The organism is Roseateles sp. P5_D6, from assembly GCF_054049415.1.
This window is the reverse complement of sequence record NZ_JBFUMK010000022.1, coordinates 93,371-113,765: the sequence shown is the minus strand read 5'-3', so window position 1 is coordinate 113,765 and position 20,395 is coordinate 93,371. Positions and strand designations below refer to the sequence as shown.

19 protein-coding genes are annotated in these 20,395 nt (G+C 69.0%); 12 read left to right on the top strand and 7 right to left on the bottom strand.

The window, feature by feature from the left end; genetic code table 11:
• Positions 1-181 (bottom strand): transposase (locus ACXJKM_RS24460; protein ID WP_457354564.1); only part of this gene is annotated, 181 nt, incomplete at its 3' end.
• Positions 182-450: 269 nt separating this feature from the next.
• On the opposite strand from ACXJKM_RS24460, the gene ACXJKM_RS24455 reads away from it, so the two are divergent.
• The 6 genes from ACXJKM_RS24455 (at position 451) to ACXJKM_RS24430 (ending at position 6,942) form a co-directional block, all read left to right on the top strand.
• A complete protein-coding gene (locus ACXJKM_RS24455) occupies positions 451-2,760 on the top strand; it encodes a DUF2339 domain-containing protein (protein WP_457355852.1) in 2,310 nt (769 codons plus the stop codon).
• On the top strand, positions 2,741-4,003 hold the full coding sequence (locus ACXJKM_RS24450; RefSeq protein WP_457355851.1) for a DUF3999 family protein: 1,263 nt from the start codon (positions 2,741-2,743) through the stop codon (positions 4,001-4,003). Before ACXJKM_RS24455 ends, ACXJKM_RS24450 begins: the two co-directional genes overlap by 20 nt.
• A gap of 98 nt (positions 4,004-4,101) precedes the next feature.
• On the top strand, positions 4,102-5,388 hold the full coding sequence (gene eno, locus ACXJKM_RS24445) for a phosphopyruvate hydratase (protein WP_056196812.1): 1,287 nt from the start codon (positions 4,102-4,104) through the stop codon (positions 5,386-5,388).
• Between the two features lie 3 nt (positions 5,389-5,391).
• Positions 5,392-5,685, top strand: a complete 294-nt coding sequence (locus ACXJKM_RS24440) for a septum formation initiator family protein (RefSeq protein ID WP_056196809.1) — start codon at positions 5,392-5,394, stop codon at positions 5,683-5,685.
• On the top strand, positions 5,685-6,293 hold the full coding sequence (gene pnuC / locus ACXJKM_RS24435; RefSeq protein WP_457355850.1) for a nicotinamide riboside transporter PnuC: 609 nt from the start codon (positions 5,685-5,687) through the stop codon (positions 6,291-6,293). The genes ACXJKM_RS24440 and pnuC overlap by 1 nt, the downstream gene beginning before the upstream one ends.
• A 133-nt stretch (positions 6,294-6,426) precedes the next feature.
• Positions 6,427-6,942: an AAA family ATPase gene (locus tag ACXJKM_RS24430; RefSeq protein WP_457355849.1), complete on the top strand. Its 516-nt coding sequence runs from the start codon at positions 6,427-6,429 to the stop codon at positions 6,940-6,942.
• Between the two features lie 3 nt (positions 6,943-6,945).
• On the opposite strand, the gene ACXJKM_RS24425 is transcribed toward ACXJKM_RS24430, so the two are convergent.
• The 4 genes from ACXJKM_RS24425 to ACXJKM_RS24410 all read right to left on the bottom strand — a co-directional run bounded on the left by ACXJKM_RS24425 (position 6,946) and on the right by ACXJKM_RS24410 (position 12,808).
• The gene (locus tag ACXJKM_RS24425; protein ID WP_457324366.1) at positions 6,946-7,407 is read right to left on the bottom strand and encodes a hypothetical protein; all 462 of its coding nucleotides are present in this window, start codon (positions 7,405-7,407) and stop codon (positions 6,946-6,948) included.
• Between the two features lie 189 nt (positions 7,408-7,596).
• A complete protein-coding gene (locus ACXJKM_RS24420; protein WP_457355848.1) occupies positions 7,597-11,187 on the bottom strand; it encodes a hypothetical protein in 3,591 nt (1,196 codons plus the stop codon).
• Between the two features lie 140 nt (positions 11,188-11,327).
• Positions 11,328-12,287 carry an Hsp33 family molecular chaperone HslO gene (hslO, locus tag ACXJKM_RS24415; protein ID WP_457355847.1) on the bottom strand — a complete coding sequence of 320 codons (960 nt, stop codon included), beginning with the start codon at positions 12,285-12,287 and terminating at the stop codon, positions 11,328-11,330.
• Positions 12,284-12,808, bottom strand: coding sequence for a gamma carbonic anhydrase family protein (locus tag ACXJKM_RS24410; protein ID WP_457355845.1), 525 nt, complete (start codon positions 12,806-12,808; stop codon positions 12,284-12,286). The genes hslO and ACXJKM_RS24410 overlap by 4 nt, the downstream gene beginning before the upstream one ends.
• Positions 12,809-12,859: 51 nt before the next feature.
• Here ACXJKM_RS24410 and ACXJKM_RS24405 point away from each other — a divergent pair, with 51 nt between their 5' ends.
• Positions 12,860-13,636: a ferritin-like domain-containing protein gene (locus ACXJKM_RS24405; protein WP_457355843.1), complete on the top strand. Its 777-nt coding sequence runs from the start codon at positions 12,860-12,862 to the stop codon at positions 13,634-13,636.
• Here ACXJKM_RS24405 and ACXJKM_RS24400 read toward each other — a convergent pair.
• Positions 13,633-13,806, bottom strand: a complete 174-nt coding sequence (locus ACXJKM_RS24400) for a pilin (RefSeq protein ID WP_457355855.1) — start codon at positions 13,804-13,806, stop codon at positions 13,633-13,635. The two genes, ACXJKM_RS24405 and ACXJKM_RS24400, sit on opposite strands and share 4 nt — an antisense overlap.
• 69 nt (positions 13,807-13,875) lie before the next feature.
• The gene (locus ACXJKM_RS24395; protein ID WP_457355841.1) at positions 13,876-14,535 is read right to left on the bottom strand and encodes a hypothetical protein; all 660 of its coding nucleotides are present in this window, start codon (positions 14,533-14,535) and stop codon (positions 13,876-13,878) included.
• A gap of 168 nt (positions 14,536-14,703) precedes the next feature.
• On the opposite strand from ACXJKM_RS24395, the gene ACXJKM_RS24390 reads away from it, so the two are divergent.
• The 5 genes from ACXJKM_RS24390 (at position 14,704) to ACXJKM_RS24370 (ending at position 20,366) form a co-directional block, all read left to right on the top strand.
• Complete coding sequence (locus tag ACXJKM_RS24390; protein WP_457355839.1) at positions 14,704-16,020, top strand: aminotransferase class III-fold pyridoxal phosphate-dependent enzyme; 1,317 nt, start codon at positions 14,704-14,706, stop codon at positions 16,018-16,020.
• Between the two features lie 55 nt (positions 16,021-16,075).
• Entirely contained in the window at positions 16,076-17,224 is a 1,149-nt protein-coding gene (locus ACXJKM_RS24385; protein ID WP_457355837.1) for an esterase-like activity of phytase family protein, read from the top strand.
• A gap of 152 nt (positions 17,225-17,376) precedes the next feature.
• Positions 17,377-18,270 carry a DMT family transporter gene (locus tag ACXJKM_RS24380; RefSeq protein WP_056196784.1) on the top strand — a complete coding sequence of 298 codons (894 nt, stop codon included), beginning with the start codon at positions 17,377-17,379 and terminating at the stop codon, positions 18,268-18,270.
• A gap of 267 nt (positions 18,271-18,537) precedes the next feature.
• The gene (locus tag ACXJKM_RS24375) at positions 18,538-19,389 is read left to right on the top strand and encodes a PIG-L deacetylase family protein (RefSeq protein WP_457355836.1); all 852 of its coding nucleotides are present in this window, start codon (positions 18,538-18,540) and stop codon (positions 19,387-19,389) included.
• Entirely contained in the window at positions 19,386-20,366 is a 981-nt protein-coding gene (locus tag ACXJKM_RS24370) for a succinylglutamate desuccinylase/aspartoacylase family protein (RefSeq protein ID WP_457355834.1), read from the top strand. The genes ACXJKM_RS24375 and ACXJKM_RS24370 overlap by 4 nt, the downstream gene beginning before the upstream one ends.
• The last annotated feature ends 29 nt before the right edge of the window (positions 20,367-20,395 follow it).

Here is a 20,395-nt window from a genome sequence, read left to right as displayed (position 1 = left end):
CCTCGAGCTCACGCAGCCGCACGGCCTCGCTGACCTGCAGGCCGCCGTACTTGGCCCGCCACTTGTAGAAGGTGGCCTCGCTGAAGCCTTCCTTGCGGCACAGCTCCTTGATGCCCATCCCGGCTGTGGCCTGGTTCAAGAAGCCAATGATCTGCTGCTCGCTGTACTTGCTGGTTCTCATGTCCGTCATTCTCCAAAAGGACGGACTCACTCTCGTTTAGATTGGTACGGCGGGGAGGGAGCAGGTCACTCACAGCCCGCGGACCGGCGCCGGCGCCGCTGCCCGCTCAACCACCCGCTTCAACGCCCCCTGTGGCCGTGCCTCAGCGGACCGAAGCAGTTGTCGCGCCGTTGCCACCTACCGTCGCGACGCCGGTTGCTGCACCGCCGCCGCCCAGGCCGGCACCCCAACCACCGGCCTCGGCGCCCGTCCCGCGCCGTCCCATCCCCATGCCCGTCTGGGCCCAGCGCCTCGCTGCGGCCAACACCATCGTCAAGGTCGGGCTGGCGATGCTCTTCCTCGGCCTCGTCTTCCTCGCGCGTTTCGCGGCAGAGAACGTCACGGTGCCACTGGAAGTGCGCCTGGCCGGCATCGGCGCCACCGGTACTGCGCTGCTGGTCATCGGCTGGCGCTTGAGGCTGCGCTCGCGCGGCTACGGGCTGCTGCTGCAGGGCGGCGGCGTGGCCGTTGTCTACCTGACGCTGTTTGCCGCCGTGAAGCTGGCCGGCCTGGAGCCGCTCGCACTCGTGTTCGCGCTGATGCTGGCCGTCTCGCTGCTGGCGGCACTGCTGGCCGTCAAGCAGGACGCGCAGGCGCTGGCCGTCGTCGCCGCCCTGGGCGGCTATGCCACGCCGCTGCTGCTGTCCACCGGCGGCGGCGCCATCGCCATGCTGCTCGGCTATGACTTCGTGCTGGGCCTGGGCGTGGCGCTCGTCGCCTGGTTCAAGCACTGGCCGCGCCTGAACCTGATCGCCTTCAGCTTCACCGCCTTCATCGCGAGTGCCTGGGGACTGACGGCCTATACGCCCGCCGACTACGCCGTCGCCCAGGGCTTCCTGATCGCCTTCTGGCTGCTGTTCACCGCCGTGCTGCTGATGCCGGGCCGCCGCGCGCAAGCACCCGAGGTCTGGCTGCAAGCCACGCTGTTGTTCGGCGTGCCGGTCTTTGCTTCGGCGATGCAGTACGCGCTGCTCAAGCCCGACTCGATGGCCATCGCCTTTGCTGCGCTGCTGATCGGCGCGGCCTACGCGGGCCTGGCCGCCTGGGTGCGGCGCCGCCCGGCGCATGCCCTGGTGTTCGAGGCTTTCATCGCGCTCGGCGCCGTGTTCGGCACGCTGGTCATTCCATTCGCGCTCAGCGCCGAGGCCACCGCCGGTGCCTGGGCGCTGGAAGGTGTCGGTGCGGTATGGCTGAGCCTGCGCCAGCGACGCCTGCGCGTGCTGGCGAGCGGCCTGGCGTTGATGGCGCTGGGTGGCGCCACGCTGGTGATGTCGATGTCTCGCGATGACCTGGACGGCCTTCATGCGGCATCGCAGTTGCTGAATGCGCTGCTGATCGCCGCGGCAGGGCTGGGCGCTGCCCGATTCCTCGGCCGCGATGACAGCCGGCCGTGGCATGCCGGCGTCGCGTTCGCTCTGGTCGGCTGGGGCACGGTGTGGCTCGCCGTCGCGGCGGGCATCGTCCTTGACCAGTGGGTGGCGGCACCGCATGAGTGGGCCGCCTGCGTCGCACTGATCGCCGCCGTCAGCGCCGTGCTGCTGAGCCTGCAGGCACTGTGGCGCTGGCCCACGGCCGCGTGGCCGACCGCGCTGCTGCTGCCGGCTTGGGGCCTGCTCGGTATCTTGGGCACGGTGCTGCACGGCGCGCCGCTGTCGGCAGGCGGCGTGTGGGCACTGCCGCTGGCCTGGGTTGCGCAGGCACTCGTGCTGCAACGCACGGCGTCGCACTGGCCCGCGCTGCTGCGCAACGCCACGCATGCCGGCAGCCTGCTGGCATTTGCGCTGCTCGGCGCTCTGCAAGGCCGCCACTGGACGGCCGACCTCGGCGACCCCGGCAGCGCCTGGGGTTGGCTGGGCTGGCTGCTGGTGCCGGCGCTGCTGCTGGCTGCCGTGCTGCGCCAGCAGCGTCGCCCTGCCGATCAACAGGCCTGGCCACTGCGCCTGGCGCCTGCGGCCTATGCCCAGGTGGGCGCTGCCGTGCTGAGCCTGGCACTTTCGGCCTGGGTGCTGATCGCCAACTGGGCCAGCCCCGGCACTGCCCAGCCTCTGCCCTACATCCCGGTGCTGAATCCACTCGATCTCGGCATCGCCGCGGCGCTGCTGGCCGTCGTTGCCTGGTTGCGCAGCCCGGCTGCTGCCGCGCTCAAGCTGCCGCCTTCCTCGCTGGCTGTGCCGGCAGCCCTGGCCTTCCTTTGGCTCAACGGCATGCTGATCCGCTGCTTCCATCACTGGGGCGATGTGCCCTATCACGTCGACGGCTGGCTCGAGTCCCGCGGCGTGCAAACCGGCCTGGCACTGCTGTGGAGCGCCCTGGCCCTGGTGCTGATGCTGCTGGGCACGCGCCGCCACCAGCGCGCGCCCTGGCTGGCCGGCGCCGTGCTGCTGGGCGCCGTCGTGCTGAAGCTGCTGATCTTCGACCTGCAGGGCAGCGGCACCGTGCTGCGCATCGTCTCCTTCATCGGCGTGGGCGTGTTGATGCTGGTCATCGGCTATATCGCGCCTTTGCCGGGCTCTACACAAGATGAGAAAAAGCCTTCTTGAGCTGTTGGTGCTGCTGGCCGCCACATCGGCCACAGCCAGCCCGCACCGCGCGCCGGTGCAGATCACCCAACCCGCGCCCTTCCTGACGCTGGATGCCACGGCCGAAGCCTGGCAGCACAGCCTGGGCAGCGACCTGCGCGACTGGCAGCTGCTCGACGCCCAGGGCCGCCGCGTGCCCTTCGCGCTGCTGCCGGACGACCTGCTGACCATGCCCGAGCGCGAGCTGAAGCTGGCCGCGCTGCCGCCGGCGCCGGTCGCCGCGTCGGCACCACGTCATCGGCTTCCCGCCGGCTGGCTGTTGGACCTGGGCGAGCCGGCCCAATGGCCGGCCGAGCCCCGCCAACTGCGGCTGCGCTGGCCCACCGACGCCGCAGCTTTCCAGGCCGGCTACCGGCTGGAGACCAGCCCCGACCTGCAAGCCTGGCAAGTGCTGGGAACCGGTCAGTTGCTGGGCCTGCGCACGACCGACGGCGCGCCGCTGGCCCAGCCGCTGGTCACCCTGCCAGGCCGTCCGCAACGCTATCTGCGCCTGGTGTGGGACGACGCCACGCGCGCCGTGCAGCCCGAGGCCGCCACCCTGCTGGCCCAACCCGCTGGCGCAGCGCCGCAGCAGCTGGTTCGCAGCTCGCCCTTGCCCGCGCAAGATGCCGATGGCGGCTGGGTCATCCCGCTGGGCGGCCCACAGCCCCTGCTGAGCCTGAGCTTGGCCGGCACGCGGGGCACCTGGGTCCTGCCCGTGCAGGTGCAGACGCGCTCGGGCCCGAAAGCGCCCTGGCAGACCATCGCCCGCAGCGTGTTCTACCGCGTGGAGCGAGGCGATGCCCCCGCCGACATCGCCCCTGCGTTACCGCTGGGCATCGGTGCCAGCGAGTTGCGTCTGCTGCCGCCGCGCGGCACCGCATTGCCGCCCGCCGACAGCCTGCGCCTGGACTGGGCCGTGCGCGTCACCCGCCTCGTGTGGGCTGCCCAGGGCGAACCGCCTTTCAGCCTGCAGGTGGGCGCCGCAGCGCCAGAGACCGGCCCGCACTCGCTGGCCGAAGTGGTGCCCGACTGGCAGCGTGAGCAGGCCCGCCTGGGCCGAGCCCAGCTTGGCGCCTTCACACCCCAGGCCATGCCAGCCGCGGAACCCGCTCTACCCCCGCGCCGCCTGCTGCTGTGGGCCGTGCTGGGCGTGGGCGTCGTGCTGCTCGCGGCCGTCACCTGGCGGCTATGGCGCCAGGGACCGACGCAGCCCAGCACTTAAACTCCCGCCCCAACGCACCGGCCGCTTGTTGTGACACGGTAACGCCCGCTTGGCACACTTGCGCCCGCCCGAATTTTTCACTTCCTGGAGACAACCCCATGAGCGCAATCGTTGACATCGTCGGTCGAGAAATCCTCGACAGCCGCGGCAATCCCACCGTCGAATGCGACGTGCTGCTGGAGTCCGGCGTCATGGGCCGCGCGGCCGTGCCGTCGGGTGCGTCCACCGGTTCGCGCGAGGCCATCGAGCTGCGCGACGGCGACAAGAGCCGTTACCTGGGCAAGGGCGTGCTGAAGGCCGTCGAGCACATCAACACCGAAATCTCCGAGGCCGTGCTGGGCCTGGACGCCTCCGAGCAGGCCTTCCTGGACAAGACCCTGATCGACCTGGACGGCACCGAGAACAAGAGCCGCCTGGGCGCCAACGCCATGCTGGCCGTGTCAATGGCCGTGGCCCGCGCCGCGGCCGAAGAGTCCGGCCTGCCGCTGTACCGCTACTTCGGCGGCATGAACGGCTGCCAGCTGCCGGTGCCGATGATGAACGTCATCAACGGCGGCGCCCACGCCAACAACTCGCTGGACCTGCAGGAGCTGATGATTGTCCCCGTGGGCGCGCCGAGCTTCCGTGAAGCGCTGCGCTGGGGTGCCGAGGTCTTCCACGCGCTGAAGAAGATCCTGCACGACAAGGGCATCTCCACCGCCGTCGGCGATGAAGGCGGTTTCGCGCCCAGCGTCGAGAGCCATGAAGCAGCCATCCAGCTGATCCTGCAGGCCATCGACAAGGCCGGCTACCGCGCCGGCGACCAGATTGCCATCGCCCTGGACTGCGCTGCCAGCGAGTTCTACAAGGACGGCAAGTACGTGCTCGAAGGCGAAGGCGGCATCCAGCTGACCGCGCAGGAATGGACCGACATGCTGGCCACCTGGGTCGACAAGTACCCCATCATCTCCATCGAAGACGGCATGGCCGAAGGCGACTGGGACGGCTGGAAGATCCTGACGGACCGCCTGGGCAAGAACGTGCAGATCGTTGGCGACGACCTGTTCGTCACCAACACCAAGATCCTGCAGGAAGGCATTTCCAAGGGCATCGCCAACTCCATCCTGATCAAGATCAACCAGATCGGCACGCTGACCGAGACCTTCGCCGCCATCGAGATGGCCAAGCGCGCCGGCTACACGGCCGTCATCTCGCACCGCTCGGGCGAGACCGAGGACAGCACCATCTCCGACATCGCCGTCGGCCTGAATGCCGGCCAGATCAAGACCGGTTCGCTGTCGCGCTCGGACCGCATGGCCAAGTACAACCAGCTGCTGCGCATCGAGGAAGACCTGGGCGACGTCGCCTTCTATCCCGGCCGTGCCGCCTTCTACAACCTCAAGTAAAGCTTGAAGGCGCTTGCCGCGGTCCTGGCGATCTTCCTGATCGCCATCCAAGCCCAGCTCTGGGTGGGCCGGGGCAGCATTCCGCACGTCGCTCAGCTCCGGGAGGAGCTGAGCCAGGCCCAGGCCGACAACGACAAGGCCCGGGCCCGCAACGCCCAGTTGCAGGCCGAACTGCGTGATCTGCGCGAGGGCCTGGAGATGGTCGAGGAGAAGGCCCGCTTCGAGCTGGGCATGATCAAGTCCGACGAAGTCTTCGTGCCGCTGGCGCCGGCTGCAGCGTCTTCCATCAAGCGCTGATGCTCGCCACCATCTGGGCGGCGCTTCTTGCGCCGGCCTTCTCAGCATTCGGCAGCCCCATCTCCTGGCTGGAGCTGGTCGCCTTCGTGCTGGCCGTCTGGATGGTCGTGTGCAATATGCGCGTCCACCTGCTGGCCTGGCCGCTGGCCCTCATCAGCTCGCTGATGTATTTCGCGCTGTTCTGGGACGGCAAGCTCTATGGCGAGGCCGCACTGCAACTGGTGTTCGCCGCACTGGCGCTGTGGGGTTGGTGGCAATGGCGCTTTGGCCGCACGCGCGACGGCGAGGCGCTGAAGGTACGCCGCCTCGGCCTGCAAGGCCTCGTCAAGCCCGCGCTGCTGACGCTGGCCGCCTGGCCCTTGCTCGGCGTCTTTCTCGCGAAGAACACCGACAGCCCCCTTCCCTACTGGGATGCTTTCCCCACCGTCGCCAGCCTGCTTGGCCAATGGCTGCTGGCGCGCAAGTACGAAGAGAACTGGCCGACCTGGATCGTCGTCAACGTGGTCAGCGTCGTGCTCTTTGGCCTCAAGGGCTACTGGTTGACCGTGATCCTCTACGCGGGCTTCATCCCGATGAGCGTGATCGGCTGGCGCGCCTGGAGAAAATGAGCTCACCCCCTACGCGCTGCGCGCGCCCCCTTCGAGGGGGCACTGCCAGTGGCCCGGCAAAGCCGGTTCCACGGCAGTCGCTTGGCCAGCCACCACACGGCGAACTTGGCCACGCACAATTTGCGGAGCCTTCATGGCAAGGATGATTGCCTTGTTGGGTGCCGAATGCACCGGCAAGTCCACGCTGGCCGAGGCATTGGCACGGCAATTCAATGCCGGGCTCGTCAGCGAATACCTGCGCGAATGGTGCGACGCCCATGGCCGCACACCGCTGCAGCACGAGCAGGCCCACATCGCTGCCGAGCAGGCCGCGCGCATCGAGGCCGCGGCGCGGGCGCATGAACTGGTCTTCTGCGACACCACGCCGCTGATCACGGCACTGTGCAGCCAGCACTACTTCGGCGACGACAGCCTGCTCGTCCCCGCGCTGGCCTTCCAGCGCCGCTGCGCGCTGACGCTGCTGTGCGCGCCTGACCTCCCCTGGCTGGCCGACGGCATCCAGCGCGACGGCCCCGAGGTGCGGTCGCGTTTCGACGGCCGGTTGCGCGCAGCACTGTCGACCCAGGGCCTGCCCTGGGTCGACATCTGCGGCGACGAAGCGAGCCGTCTCGCTCAGGCCGCGCAGGCCGTGGGCGCACCGGCCCGCTGAGCTTCACTTCGCCTGCAACTGCGACAGCGCGTCGACGGATCGATTGACGGCGCGGTCCAGCGTGGCGGCCAGTGGCGTGCCGGCATTTTCGGCGGAGATCGCCGACAGCTTGGCCGCAAAGCCCAGGTGCAGCTCGGCCAGCCAGTTCGGATGCGGATCGGGCTCGGGCACGGGCGGCCAACCAACGGGGAACTTGATCTTGCGCGGTTGCGTGGGGCACCAGTCGTCCAGATCCTGGCCCATGGTCTTCCAGTTCAGGCCCAGTCGGTCGCTCACCCAGGCCATGTGGGCGAACTCCTGCGCCAGCGCCGCGCCAATGTGCTCGGGCGGCAGCGGCTGGGGATTCAATGCCACGGCGCTGACGCGATCATGCACGGACAAGCCCTGGGGCCCGCGTGGGATGACGTCGAAGATGGCCGGTAGTCGGCGGCCGATCAGGGCCAGCAGTCGTTGATCGGATGTCATGCTTCACTCCAGTGACCGGCATGGAACGGCGATGCCGGGAGCGCCCGACGGGGGCCTCGAATCGGGGCGGCCGCTCTAACAGGCTAGTCGCCCTGACAGCAAACACCATCGTATGGAGGGGGGAAGTGCAGACCGGTCGGCCCGCGGTTCTAGGGCTTGAAATTGCCGGATCGCATCAGCGCGGCTGTTCTAGCGGCCGAGCAGCAGGTAGTCGAACAGCTGCGTGCCGCCCGCCCCCCCCAGGGGCACGAGGATGGCCTTGAGCAGGGGCTGGTCGAAGAAGGAGGCGAACGCACCGCACTGCTCGTTCTCGACCGACGCGATCAGCCGCTTGTAGGGCTCGACGAGGTCGGACAGCGGTTTGCCGCTGCCCGCCAGCCAGCGCAGATCGGCCTGCATGGACGCCAGCGCCCGGCGGCGCGTCGTCTCGGCGGCACGCTTGAGCAGCAGCGTCAGGCCGATCAGCGCGGCGATGTAGAAGCTGACGCCGACGGCGATGGCCGGCGTTAGCGACCAGTTGTCGAACAGCCGGCTGCGCGCGACGACCAGCAACGCCAGCACGACGAACGGACCTATGACGAGGCGGGCCACCGGCGTGCTGCGCCGAGCCACGACCTGGATGTCGATCCAGTCGTCGAGCAGCGTGTGCACCGCGAAGCCGCCGCCGTCCTTGCTGCGGTCCTCGGGCCGGGCGCTGAAGCGCTGCGCCCACAAGGCCCTGTGCTCCTCGCCCAGGGACTTGGCAAACATCTCGATAGTGCTTTCGGGATAGAAAGTGCGCCCGGCATTCATGTGATGCACGAAGCGCACCAGCAGCACCGTCGCGTCGGCCACCGCGACGATGAGCAGCGGCAGCAGCAGCAGGATGGCGTAGAGCGTGGCACTCACCATCTGGCGGTGCTCGTCGCCGCGCACGGGCACCTCGGGAATCTGCCCTTCGGACAGGCACAGGAAGAGCAGCCCGACGCAGCTCAGCGTGAGCCCGTACCAGACCAGGGTGCGTGCGGCGCGCGGGCGGGCCTCGCCGCGCTCGCCGTACTCCTGCCAGAGCTCGTCAAAGTCGCAGCTGTAGCCGACGCCGGGCTTCCAGAACAACACGCTGACATGCTCGAACCAGCCGCGCAACAGCTGGCGCATGTCGCTGCGCACGACGGGCTTGGGCACGGGCCGCGGCAGCCGCAGCCAGTCGGAGTCGTGGCGGAGCTGGTTGAGCGAGTCGGCCCAGGCCCAGTCCAGCGTCCACAGGATGGCGAACAGCGCCAGCAGGTGGATGAGATGCGAAGGCCAGGCGCTGACGCCTTCCAGCCAGGCCACCGGCTCGCAGCTGTCGCAGACGCCGGCCTGGTTCCATCCGCCGGCCGGCCAGGCCAGCCACAGCCAGACCCCCACCACCAGCAGCACGACGACGAGATGCAGGCGGTCGACGCCAGCGCGCTGGTCGGGCGGCGCTGGCTGCTCGCGCCGCGCCAGCAGCAAAGCCGGCAGCACGGCCAGCAGTGCCCCGAAAGCAGCCAGGCTGGCCAGCAGCAGGGCATGAACGAAACCGAGCTGGCTGGGCAGCAGGAATTCGATGAGGCTGGCCAGCACGTAGGCGAACACGCCGGCATGCAGGGCCACCAGCACGATGGACGTCATGTCCATCTGCGGCTGGTTGTCCATCGTCGGCTCGCGCAGGAAGACACGGCGCGCCTGCCGGATCGCCGGCGTGGACGGCCAGACAAGCAGCGCGCAACTCATCACGACCACCATCAGCACGGCCAGGCCGTGGCGCCCCGCGCTCGGTGGCGTCGGCTGGGCCTCCAGCGCATAGCCAGCCAGCGGCACTGCGCTGGAACGGCCCACCTCGTACAGCGAGGGCTTCTGCAGGGCCGGCTCCAGCGACAGCCTCTCGTCGCGCTTGCAGCTCTCGCTGCGGCAGCCGGCCCGGCGGGCGGCGGCATAGGTGCTGGCCTGGTAGATGTCGCGCAGCGGCGGCGTGCCGGCCTGCAGGTCGACGGCGCCGTGCGGTGCCCCTGCCGCGGGCGGGTAGAAGGCCAGGGGCAGGCTGCTGGCAACAACCAGGTTGCGCGTGAAAGCCTGGGTGCGGGGGTGCAGATAGCGCGCGTCCATGTCCGTCGTGAAGAACATGCGGTCGGAGAAATCCTCGTGCAGGGCCTGCAGAACGAGCAGCTTGTCGTGCACGTCGTTGGCAAAGATGCCGATGGCACCGATGGGCAGGCGGCTTGAGTCGGCCTCGCTGCGCTTGAGCCCGGCTCCGAGGCGGCGCAGATAGTCGAGCTGGTCACGGCTCTCGGGCCATTCCAGCGGCGCGCTCTTGGCCGCCGGCCCGGCTGCGGCGGCGGTGCCGGCCTCGCGCGTCGTGATGCCGTCGATGCCGCGGAAGAAATAGATGACCTCGATCTTCAGCGGCTGGCTCTGCGGCCGCCCCTCGGGCAGGCGGTAGCGCAGCTCGCTGACCAGGGACTGGGCATAGAGCGAATCCCGCTCGGCAACGATGACGACGCGCCGGCCCTCATGCGGCAGGCGCAGGCCGAGCTCGGCAACGATGCGCTTGATGAGCTCGGCGTCGGTACCGATGGTGCGCACCATCTGCACCGGCCGCACCGGGTTGACGCCGGTGATGCGGTTGAACTGGTCGGTGACGAAGGACTCGAGCTTCTGGTCGCTGAGCTCCGCGATCATGCTGTTGGGCGCCGTCGAGGCCGAGTTGTAGAACTCGGCACGCGACAGCAGCTCGTAGCCCTCCTGCAGGTCGGGCGCGAGACCCCGCACGGCACCCGCCACGCCCGAGCTGCAGCGTGCGGCCGCCGCGCTGGCCGCAGGGCTGAGGGCATCGGCGGCGGCGTTCTTGCGGTCGGCCGCGCAGCGCAGGTCCATCAGTGCGGCGCGTAGCGCGTCGGTCGACGAAGGGCCGATGACGGCCAGGCTGGGCAGGCGCTGCCCGTCTGATCCACCCGGTGCCGCAAGGTCGCGGGCCGGCCTGCCCATCAGCTGCTGGGTCAGCCGGGCCAGGGCATCCAGCTTGCGGTTGGGCAGGGAATTTTCGTCCACCCACAGCAAGGCGATCTGGCCATAGCGGCGCGGCTTGTCGGCCTTGGCATCGCCCTCGCCGTCGGGCTTGCGGCGGTGCTCCGAGCGCGCCGACAGCAGCTCGTAGGGCACGACGAAGTTGTCCTTGGCCGCGCGCGCCTGCTTGTCGGCGGCAGCGGGCCGGGAGGCCGCCGATGCTGCTGAAGCCACTGACGCCGCCTCGGCCGGAGCGGCCGCCTCCAGCAGGTTGAACTCCAGCAGGCTGAGCCGCTCCGCGTTGTCGGGCACATAGTCCTGGGCCAGCAGGCCGGCCAGCGTCGCGTAGCGCACACGCCGCCGCGCCTCCTCGGCACCCACGAAATCGGCGCCGGGCAGCAGGCCCATGATGATCAGCGTGTCATCCAGGCGCTGGTCGTGGTCGCGGTCCAGCTTGGCCAGCATGCGCTGCGGGTCACGCACCTCGGCCACGCGGTCGCGGCAGTCGATGTCCAGGGTTTGCGAGGTTTGCTTGCGCACGCGCTCGCAGCGCTCCGCCCGTTCCGTCTCGTAGCGGCGCAGCGCAGTGAACGGGTCTTCCCAGAGGCGGGCGTTGACGTCCAGATCCGGGTCCAGCGGCGCCTGGGCGCGGGCCTTCTCGGCGGGCCGCAGCGGTTCGAAGGCATGGGGCACGAGCTGGGTGCTGGCCACGAAGGCCACCAGCACCGCGGCACTTGCCCACGGGAAGCTGCCAAATCCGCCCTTGTCGGCCACTGTCGCCTCCTGGCCCTTTCAAGAAGGGGCCAAAAGGCGAAAGTCTCAGCTCGGGGCAGTGGCGTCAATCACTAGGCTGCCGGGCATCCTCAGAAGGCATGAGGCCCGTTGCGCAATGGAAACGCTGAACGACCTCAGAACTATTGAAGCGTGCCTTCGGCGCCGTCCGGCTGGCGTCCGGCGGGCGTGAACAGCGCGCCGACATCCACCGCGTCGAAGCGGTAGTGCCGGCCGCAAAAGTCGCAGCCGATCTCGATCTCGCCGCGCTCGGCCAGCACGCTGTCGGCCTCGTCGCGGCCCAGGCCGCGCAGCATCTGGCTCACACGCTCCCGCGAGCAAGTGCAGGCGAAATGCGGCGCCTGGGGCTCGAAACGGGTCACCGTCTCCTCCCAGAACAGGCGGCGCAGGATGGTGTCGGCGTCCAGCGTCAGCAGCTCTTCGGCGGTCAGCGTGCCCGCGAGGATGGCGACGCGGTTGAAGCCCTCGGACAGCCCGATGTCATCCTCGTTGCGTTTTCCTTCGAGGTTGCCCTCGCCTTCGACCGGCAGCCGCTGGATCAACAGGCCGGCGGCGATGTCGCCATTGGCGGCCAGCACCAGCCGGGTGTCGAGCTGCTCGGACTGCAGCATGTAGTGCTCCAGCACTTCAGAGAGCTTGTACAGCGGCTCGCGGTGGTCGCCGTGCAGGGGCACGACGCCCTGGTAGGGCTGCTGGCCGGGGAACTTGTCCTTGGGGTCCAGCGTGATCGCGCAGCGGCCCTGGCCGTGCACATTGAGCATGGCGGGCAGGTCGGCGCCGGGCGCGAGTTCGCCGACGCACTTGGCCGTCGCGCGAAAGCTCAGGTCGGGTTGAGCCTCGGCCACGGCGAGCTTGACCGGGCCGTCGCCAAAGATCTGCAGCACCAGCGCGCCGTTGAACTTGATGTTGGCCTGCATCAGCACGGCCGCGGCGCTCATCTGGCCGAGCAGGTCGCGCAGTTCGGGCGGGTACTCCTGGCCGGGCTCGCGGCGGCTAAGCACCTCGCGCCAGGCGTCGGTCAGCCGCACCAGCATGCCGCGCACCGGCAGGCCGTCGAACAGGAATTTGTGCAGTTCACTCATCGGATTCTTTTCAGGCCGGCCGCATAACGGCGACCGTTGTTGACGTAATGGGCCGCGCTGGCCTTGAGCCCGGCGACCTGCGCCTCGCTCAGTTCACGCACGACCTTGGCCGGCRCACCGACGATCAGCGAGCCGTCCGGAAATTCCTTGCCTTCGGTCACCAGCGCGCCGGCGCCGACGATGCAATTGCGGCCGATGCGCGCGCCATTCAAGACCACCGCGCCGATGCCGATGAGGCTTTCGTCGCCGACCGTGCAGCCGTGCAGCATGACCTGATGACCCACGGTCACGTTCTCGCCGATGACGAGGGGAAAGCCGTGGTCGGCGTGCAGCACCGAGCCGTCCTGGATGTTGCTGCCCGCGCCAATCGTCAGCGTGTCGCTGTCGCCGCGCAGCACGGCGTTGAACCAGATGCTGACGCCTTCGCCCAGCGTCACGCGGCCGATGACCTCAGCGCTGTCGGCCACCCAGGCGGAGTCGGCCACGTCGGGAAGGTGCTCGTCGAGCTGGTAAATCGCCATCGCGGCCTCGCGCAAAACGCGCAAAAGGGGCGGATTTTAGAATCCCGGGCAATGTCCGACCTCCGCCTGGCCACGCTCGGCCCCCTCCTGATTGCCGATGCGCCCGCCAAGGCCGCCGCCACGCTGACGCTTGACGCCGCCCTGCCGGTCGATACCGGCGCGCTGATTCCCGAGCCCGGCGGCATTCCGGGGCGGCCCGCACGCCCGCGCCTGGTCGAGCACATCACGCTCAAAGGTCCGTCGCTGCGCACGCCGGCCGGCATCGCGGCCCTGGTGCACGCCATCGCCCACATCGAGCTGAATGCCATCGACCTGGCCCTGGACATCTGCTGGCGCTTCCCCGGCATGCCCGAGGCCTTCTACCGCGACTGGCTGCGCATCGCCCAGGAAGAAGCCAAGCACTTCACGCTGCTGCGCGAGCATCTGCTGACGCTGGGCTTCGACTACGGCGACTTCGACGCCCACAACGCGCTGTGGGACATGGCCGAGCGGACGAAACACGATTTGCTCGCTCGCATTGCCCTCGTGCCGCGCACGCTGGAAGCACGCGGGCTGGACGCCTCGCCCGCCGTCAAGCGCAAGCTTGTCGGTGCCGGTGACAAGCGCGCTGGCGAGATCCTCGACATCATCCTGCACGACGAGATCGGCCATGTGCTGGCCGGCAACCGCTGGTACCGCTTTCTGTGCGAGCAGCGCGGCCTGGACCCGATCGCGACCTACGCCGAACTCGCCACCCTTCATCAGGCGCCCAAGCTGCGCGCGCCCTTCAATCTCGAAGCCCGCCGCGCGGCCGGCTTCGACGAAGCGGAACTCGCCGCCTTGGGCTAGCGGCACATCGCGGGCAGGAACCGTGGTGGAACGGCGCCTGCCTCGCAACGCCACGCCGACGAACCGGTTCCGCCGGGTTGGTACTGCAGCACGATGTCCTTCCCACGCACCGTGGCGGGCAGGCTTTCATTCAGCACGAGCCGAATGCGACCATCGCCATTCCATTCCACGGCCTGCAGGGCCTTGGGCAGGAGCAGGACCTGCCGCAGCACTAGCTTGCAAACACCGGGGCCTGCCGCTCATGCGATTTGACCCATGAGGCGCCCATCGTCCAGCGGGCCTACGACCCACACCGCCCTGAAGCCATATCCAGCCGCGTCGTTCAGAAATTCTTCGCGAAATGACTCGACCACGGGTGCCAGCGCCATCACCGGGGTGTCGCTCGCATCTAGCACCAGCACCAGCTCAGCACGCTGAGCAACCGGCAACTTGGCCGCCTTGTGAGCAATCGCGGACAGCATCATTTCCGCCGTCTCACGAGTCCCCTTGGAGACGGTAACGATCCCTTCCCGGCCGAGTTCGCTCCAATACCTGGGATCAATCACCGCTCGCACGCACTGCATGTTTAGCACGCGATGGCGAGCCGAGCGATCAACTGCAAAAGCATCGACGTCCGAGGTCGCCTCAGGTACCGCTATATCGCCCCAGTTGCCGCCGCGTCTGTTCAATTCATTGACCAGGAACTGGCACGCCAACGCGGCGCCTTGCTCGTTGTTCGACGCCGAGCCGCTCAACATGTAGGTCACGCCGCCCTCGAAATCGATCTGGGCAAGCCGGTCGACCTGGTGGCCGGTGACTGGGTCAACCCACCCCAGGGTGACACCGACGACCTCCTCGCCCTGCTTCAACAGCAAGCCGAAGCCTGCAGTGAAGTCAGCTGTACGGACGCTATTGCGCATGGTGCTCCAGTGGCCGCGGCGAGCCTCGCGGGCCTACATTCTCACTGCTCAACGGCACGCCAACACTTGTTGATTTAGAGCGACACATGGGAACCCTGCGGTGCCGCCAGATTCTGACCACCCCGTCAAATTAGCTTTTAGACTTTGGGATCCCTCAAGGAGCCCCGCATGAGCGCAGACGTTTCAAAGCTTGACGCCTATTGGATGCCCTTCACGGCCAACCGGCAGTTCAAGCAGGCGCCGCGCCTGCTGACGCAGGCCGACGGCATGTATTTCCGCGACGACAAGGGTCGCGAGATCCTCGATGGCATCGCCGGCCTGTGGTGCGTCAACGCGGGCCACAACCGCGCCAAGATCGTCAAGGCCATCCAGGAGCAGGCCGCGGAGCTGGACTTCGCACCGCCCTTCCAGATGGGCCACCCCAAGGCCTTCGAGCTGGCCGAGCGCCTGGCGGCCATCGCGCCCGCGGGCATGAACCGCGTGTTCTTCACCAACTCGGGCTCCGAGTCGGTGGACACCGCGCTGAAGATGGCCATCGCCTACCACCGCGTGCGCGGCGAAGGCGCCCGCACCCGCCTGATCGGCCGCGAGCGCGGCTATCACGGCGTCAACTTCGGAGGCATCTCGGTGGGCGGCATGGTGGCCAACCGCAAGATGTTCGGCAGCCTGCTGGCCGGCGTCGACCACATCCGCCACACCCACGACCCGGCGCGCAACGCCTTCTCGGTCGGCATCCCGCCGCATGGCGCCGAGTTCGCCGAGGACCTGGAGCGCCTGGTCGCCCTGCATGACGCGTCGACGATTGCCGCCGTCATCGTCGAGCCGGTGGCTGGCTCCACCGGTGTGCTGCTGCCGCCCCAGGGCTATCTGCAGCGCCTGCGCGAGATCTGCGACAAGCACGGCATCCTGCTGATCTTCGACGAGGTCATCACCGGCTTCGGCCGCACCGGCAAGCCGTTTGCTGCCCAGACCTTTGGCGTCACGCCCGACCTGATGACGGTGGCCAAGGGCATCACCAACGGCTGCGTGCCCATGGGCGCGGTGTTCGCGCAGCAGAAGATCCACGATGCCTTCATGACCGGGCCCGAGCACCTGATCGAGTTCTTCCACGGCTACACCTACTCGGCCCACCCGCTGGCCTGCGCCGCCGGCATCGCCACGCTGGACACCTACGCCGACGACGACCTGCTGACCCGCGCCGCGCGCATGGAAGGCGAGTTCGCCAAGGCGCTGCACTCGCTACGCGAGGAGCCCAATGTCATCGACGTGCGCAATATCGGCCTGGTCGGCGGCATCGAGTTGAAGCCGCTGGACGGCCAGCCGGCCAAGCGCGCCTTCAACGTCTTCCTGGACTGCTGGGACAAGGGCCTGCTGATCCGCACGACCGGTGACACCGTGGCGCTGTCGCCGCCGCTCATCATCGAGAGTGGCCACATCGAACGCATCGTCGACACGCTCAGAGGCGCCCTGCGTCGCGCCGCATAATCCGCGCCCCGTGGCGGCAGTACCGGCGCCGCGGCCCCGCCCTGGAGTTTTCCCAATGAAATGGCTACTCGCCCTGCTGCTTGCAGGGTCCGCCCACGCACAGACCCTGAACTACATCGGCCAGCAGATCGTGCCGACGAGTGCGAGCTTCCGCGGGGTGCCGGTCGGTGGCCTGTCCAGCATCGACTATGTGCCCGCCACCGGCCGCTACCTGGCCATCTGCGATGACCGCAGCGACCGCGCGCCGGCGCGCTACTACGAGCTGAGCCTGGACCTGTCCAAGTTCCGCCGCAGCGCCAACCCCGGTGAGGCCGGCGTGGCCTGGGTCAGCATGACCACCATTCTCGACCTCGACGGCCAGCCCTTTGGCCGCAACCAGGTCGACCCCGAGAGCCTGCGCCTGGACGCCAAGCGCAACCTCATCTACTGGGCCAACGAGGGCCAGCGCGTCTCCAGCTCCTTGCAGAACCCGACCGTGCGCCGCATGAGCCCCGACGGCAAGCCGGCCGGCGAATTCCCGGTACCGGGCTACTACAACCCGCTGGGCAGCGCCGGCGGCATCACGCCCGGCGACGTGGGCGTCTACAACAACCTCGCCTTCGAGAGTATCGCCATCACGCCCGACGGCAAGACGCTGTGGACGATGAGCGAGAACGGCCTGGCCCAGGACAGCCTGCCCACGGCCGTGGGCCGCGGCAGCCGCGCGCGCATGCTGTCCTTCGACCTGGACAGCGGCAAGGCCGGCGCCGAATACATCTACGACGTCGGCCCGGTGCCCTTCCCGCCGGCGCGCCAGGGCGATTTCGCCACCAACGGCGTGCCCGACATGCTGGCCCTGTCGGCCCATGAGTTCATCGTCATCGAGCGCGCCTTCGCCGTCGGCGCCGTGACGCCGGGCATCGCGGCGCTGACCAAGCAGCCCACCAGCAACACCATCAAGCTCTACCTGATCGACACGCGCGGCGCGACCGATGTCTCGGGTTGGTCCAGCATCAAGAGCCACGAGGTCGTGCCCGTCAAGCGCACCATGCTGCTGGACCTGTCGTCGCTGAAGAACGACGACGGCAGCGTGCTGGCCCTGGACAACATCGAAGGCATCACGTTCGGTCCGATGCTGGAAGGCAAGCGCACGCTGATCCTGGTGTCCGACAACAACTTCAATCCCGCGCAGTTCACGCAGTTCCTGGCCTTCACGGTTGAATGAGCCCCTCGCCCAGTCTTGCGCCGGCTGAACGCCGGCAGGCCTGGTCGGTCCCCCGCGGGGACGGCGATGCTTGCGGCATTGAGCCGCAAGCACATCGCCAAAGCGGGCCGGCTAGGGAGCGGCCCGGCGCTCGGCCCGAAAGCCAATAGCAAATGCATCCCGTCCCCTGGCGCGCCTACGCGCTGCTGGCAGCTAGCACCAGCCTGGTCGGCAGCTATGTCGGCCTGTCCAAGCTACTGGTGGCGGCCTTTCCCATCTTCCTGCTCGCCGGCCTGCGCTTCGGCTTCGCGGCCGTGCTGATGCTGCCCTGGCTGAAGAAGCCCGCCCACGAAGCGCCGCTGGATGCGCGTTCGCGCTGGCTGCTCTTCCTCGAATCCTTCCTCGGCAACTTCCTGTTCTCCATCTGCATGCTGTTTGGCCTGCGGCAGAGTTCGGCCGTGGTCGCTGGCGTCATCATGGCCGGCATCCCGGCGGCCGTCGCGCTGCTGAGCTGGGCCTTCCTGCGCGAGCGCTTGGGCGGCCGCGTGCTGGCCGGCATCGCCTGCGCGGTCGGCGGCATTGCGCTGGTGGCCAGCGGCAAACAGGGTGGCGGCGCTGAGACGACGCCGGTGGGCGCGCTGCTGCTGCTCGCGGCCGTGTTCTGCGAGGGCTGCTATGTCGTCATCGGCAAGAAGCTGACCGCCGGCCTGGGCCCGAAGCGCATCAGCGCCCTGATCAACCTCTGGGGCCTGGTGCTCGTCGCGCCACTGGCCATCTGGCAGGCCCTGAGCTTCGATTTCGGCGCGCCGCGCGTGCTGGACTGGGCGCTGCTGGGCTACTACGCCGCCACGGCCAGCGTCATCACCGTCTGGCTGTGGATGGCTGGCCTGAAAGGGTTGCCGGCGGCCAAGGCGGGGGTCTTCATGGTCTTTCTGCCGATCAGCACGGCGCTGATCGGCCTGGCTCTCGGTGAATCCATCTCCGCCCTTCAGGCCCTGGCCTATGGCCTGGCCTTATTGGGTGTGCTGCTGGCGACATGGCCGGCCAAGGAGCCAGCGAGGCCGTGAGCGCGGCCCGCGCCGGGGCGAGTTGCGGTGGCCGGCAAGGCGCAGGTGACGCCGCGTGGCGGGCGCCACGCAAGGAGCCGGCAACGCCGCCGGGTGCCGCAAATCGCCCCGGCCCTCCGGGTTGGGTCTGGCGTGGGCGCATGCGGCGTTGCTCGTCGTTGTGGGCGCGAGCCCGCGGCCTCCTCGCGCCTTGCCTGCCCCCACGCCAGACCCAACGCGGGCCACGCTCACGGCCTCGCTGGCTCCTACTCTCTGTAGGATGCCGGCATGTCCCTGGATGCCGATCTCGCGCGCTGGCGTGAGCACCTTTCCCGCTTTGCCGAGCTGTTGGGCAACCCGCCCGACCGCGTGACCGCACCCGGCCGCGAGCCAAGCCCCGGCCATTGCCTGATCTTCGCGCCCCACCCCGACGATGAATGCATCGTCGGCGCCCTGCCGTTGCGGCTTCAGCAGGAGGCCGGCTGGCGGGTCGGCAATGTCGCCGTGACTCTGGGCAGCAATCCCGAGCGCCGCGAGTCGCGCTGGACCGAGTTGCAGGACGCCTGCGGCGTGCTCGGCTTCGACTGCATCCGCGTTGGCGAGGGCGGCCTGTCGGACGTGCGCGCCGACACGGCCGAACGCGAGCCGCAGCTGTGGCGGGCCCATGTCGACACCATCGCCGCGCTGCTGGCCCGGCATCGCCCGGCCCTTGTGCTGGCACCGCATGCGCTGGACGACAACCCCAGCCACCGCGGCGTCTACCGTCTCGTCGCCGAAGCGCTGGCCGCCGCACGCCTGGACGCGGTGCTGGCCCACACCGAGTTCTGGTCCACGCAGTCGGCACCCAATGCGCTGGTGCAGACCAATATCGCCGACACCGCCCGCCTCATCGCCGCGCTGGAGCGCCACACCGGCGAGATCGAGCGCAACCCGTATCACCTGCGCCTGCCCGCCTTCCTGGCCGACGCCGTGCGCCGCGGTGGCGAGTTGGTGCTGGGCGCCGGCGAGGAGCCGCCCGACTTCGCTTTCGCCACCCTCTATCGCCTCGTTGCCTACCGCGCCGGCCAGCCCGCCGCCGAACTGCCGCGCCGCGTCTTCTCCGCCGACAAGGCCCTGTCTTCCGCCCTGCTCCAGTCATGAACCAGCCCACCCACATCCGTGTCCACCAGTTCGCCGGCCTGCAACCTGGCCCGCGTTTCCTCGTCACCGGCGCTGTGCATGGCAACGAAATCCATGGCACCAAAGCCATGGCCGAGATCATTCGCCAGCTCGATGCCGGCGAGCTGACACTGCTGCGCGGCACGCTGACCCTGGTGCCCATCGTCAACCCGCTGGCCCACCAGCTGAACCGCCGCGAAGGCGACCGCAACCTCAACCGCAACCTGCGCCCGCCGGTCATCGCGCACGATTTCGAGGACCGCATCGCCCGCCAGCTCTGTGCCTTGATCGCACAGCACGACGGCATCCTGGATCTGCACAGCTTCCAGGGCCAGGGCCCGGCCTTCGCGATGATCGGCCCGCGCAACAACAGCGGCGAGCTGGAGCCCTTCTCTCAGGAGGCGACCGAATCGGCGCTGGCCGCGCGCCTGGGCGTGGGCCGCATCGTCGAGGGTTGGCTGTCGACCTATGCCCTGGGCCTGCAGCGCCGCCAGCAGCGCGAGCACGACGGCTCACGCCGCGCCTCGCTGATCTCCGACCCGCACTACGGCGTCGGCACCACCGAATACATGCGCTCCACCGGCGGCTGGGCCATCACGCTGGAATGCGGCCAGCATCTGGACCCGAACGGCCCCGAGGTCGCGCGCATGGCCATCCTGCGCTCACTGGTGTTCCTGGGCATGCTGGACGCAAGCGCCGTCGAGCCACACCGCCCCACTCAGGCGCCTGAGCTGCTGCAGCTCTACGACGTCATCGACCGCGAGGCCGAGGGCGACCAGTTCGAGCAGGGCTGGGCCAGCTTCGACGCCATCGCGAAGGGCCAGCGCATCGGCACCCGCGCCAGCGGCGAGGCCGTGCTGGCACCGAGCGAGGGGCGCATCGTGTTCCCGAACACCAAGTCCGCGCCGGGAACCGAGTGGTTCTACCTGGCGCGGCCCAGCGACCGCAAACTCGCCTGAACGCTGCGGGCAGCTCCGCCATCGAGGCC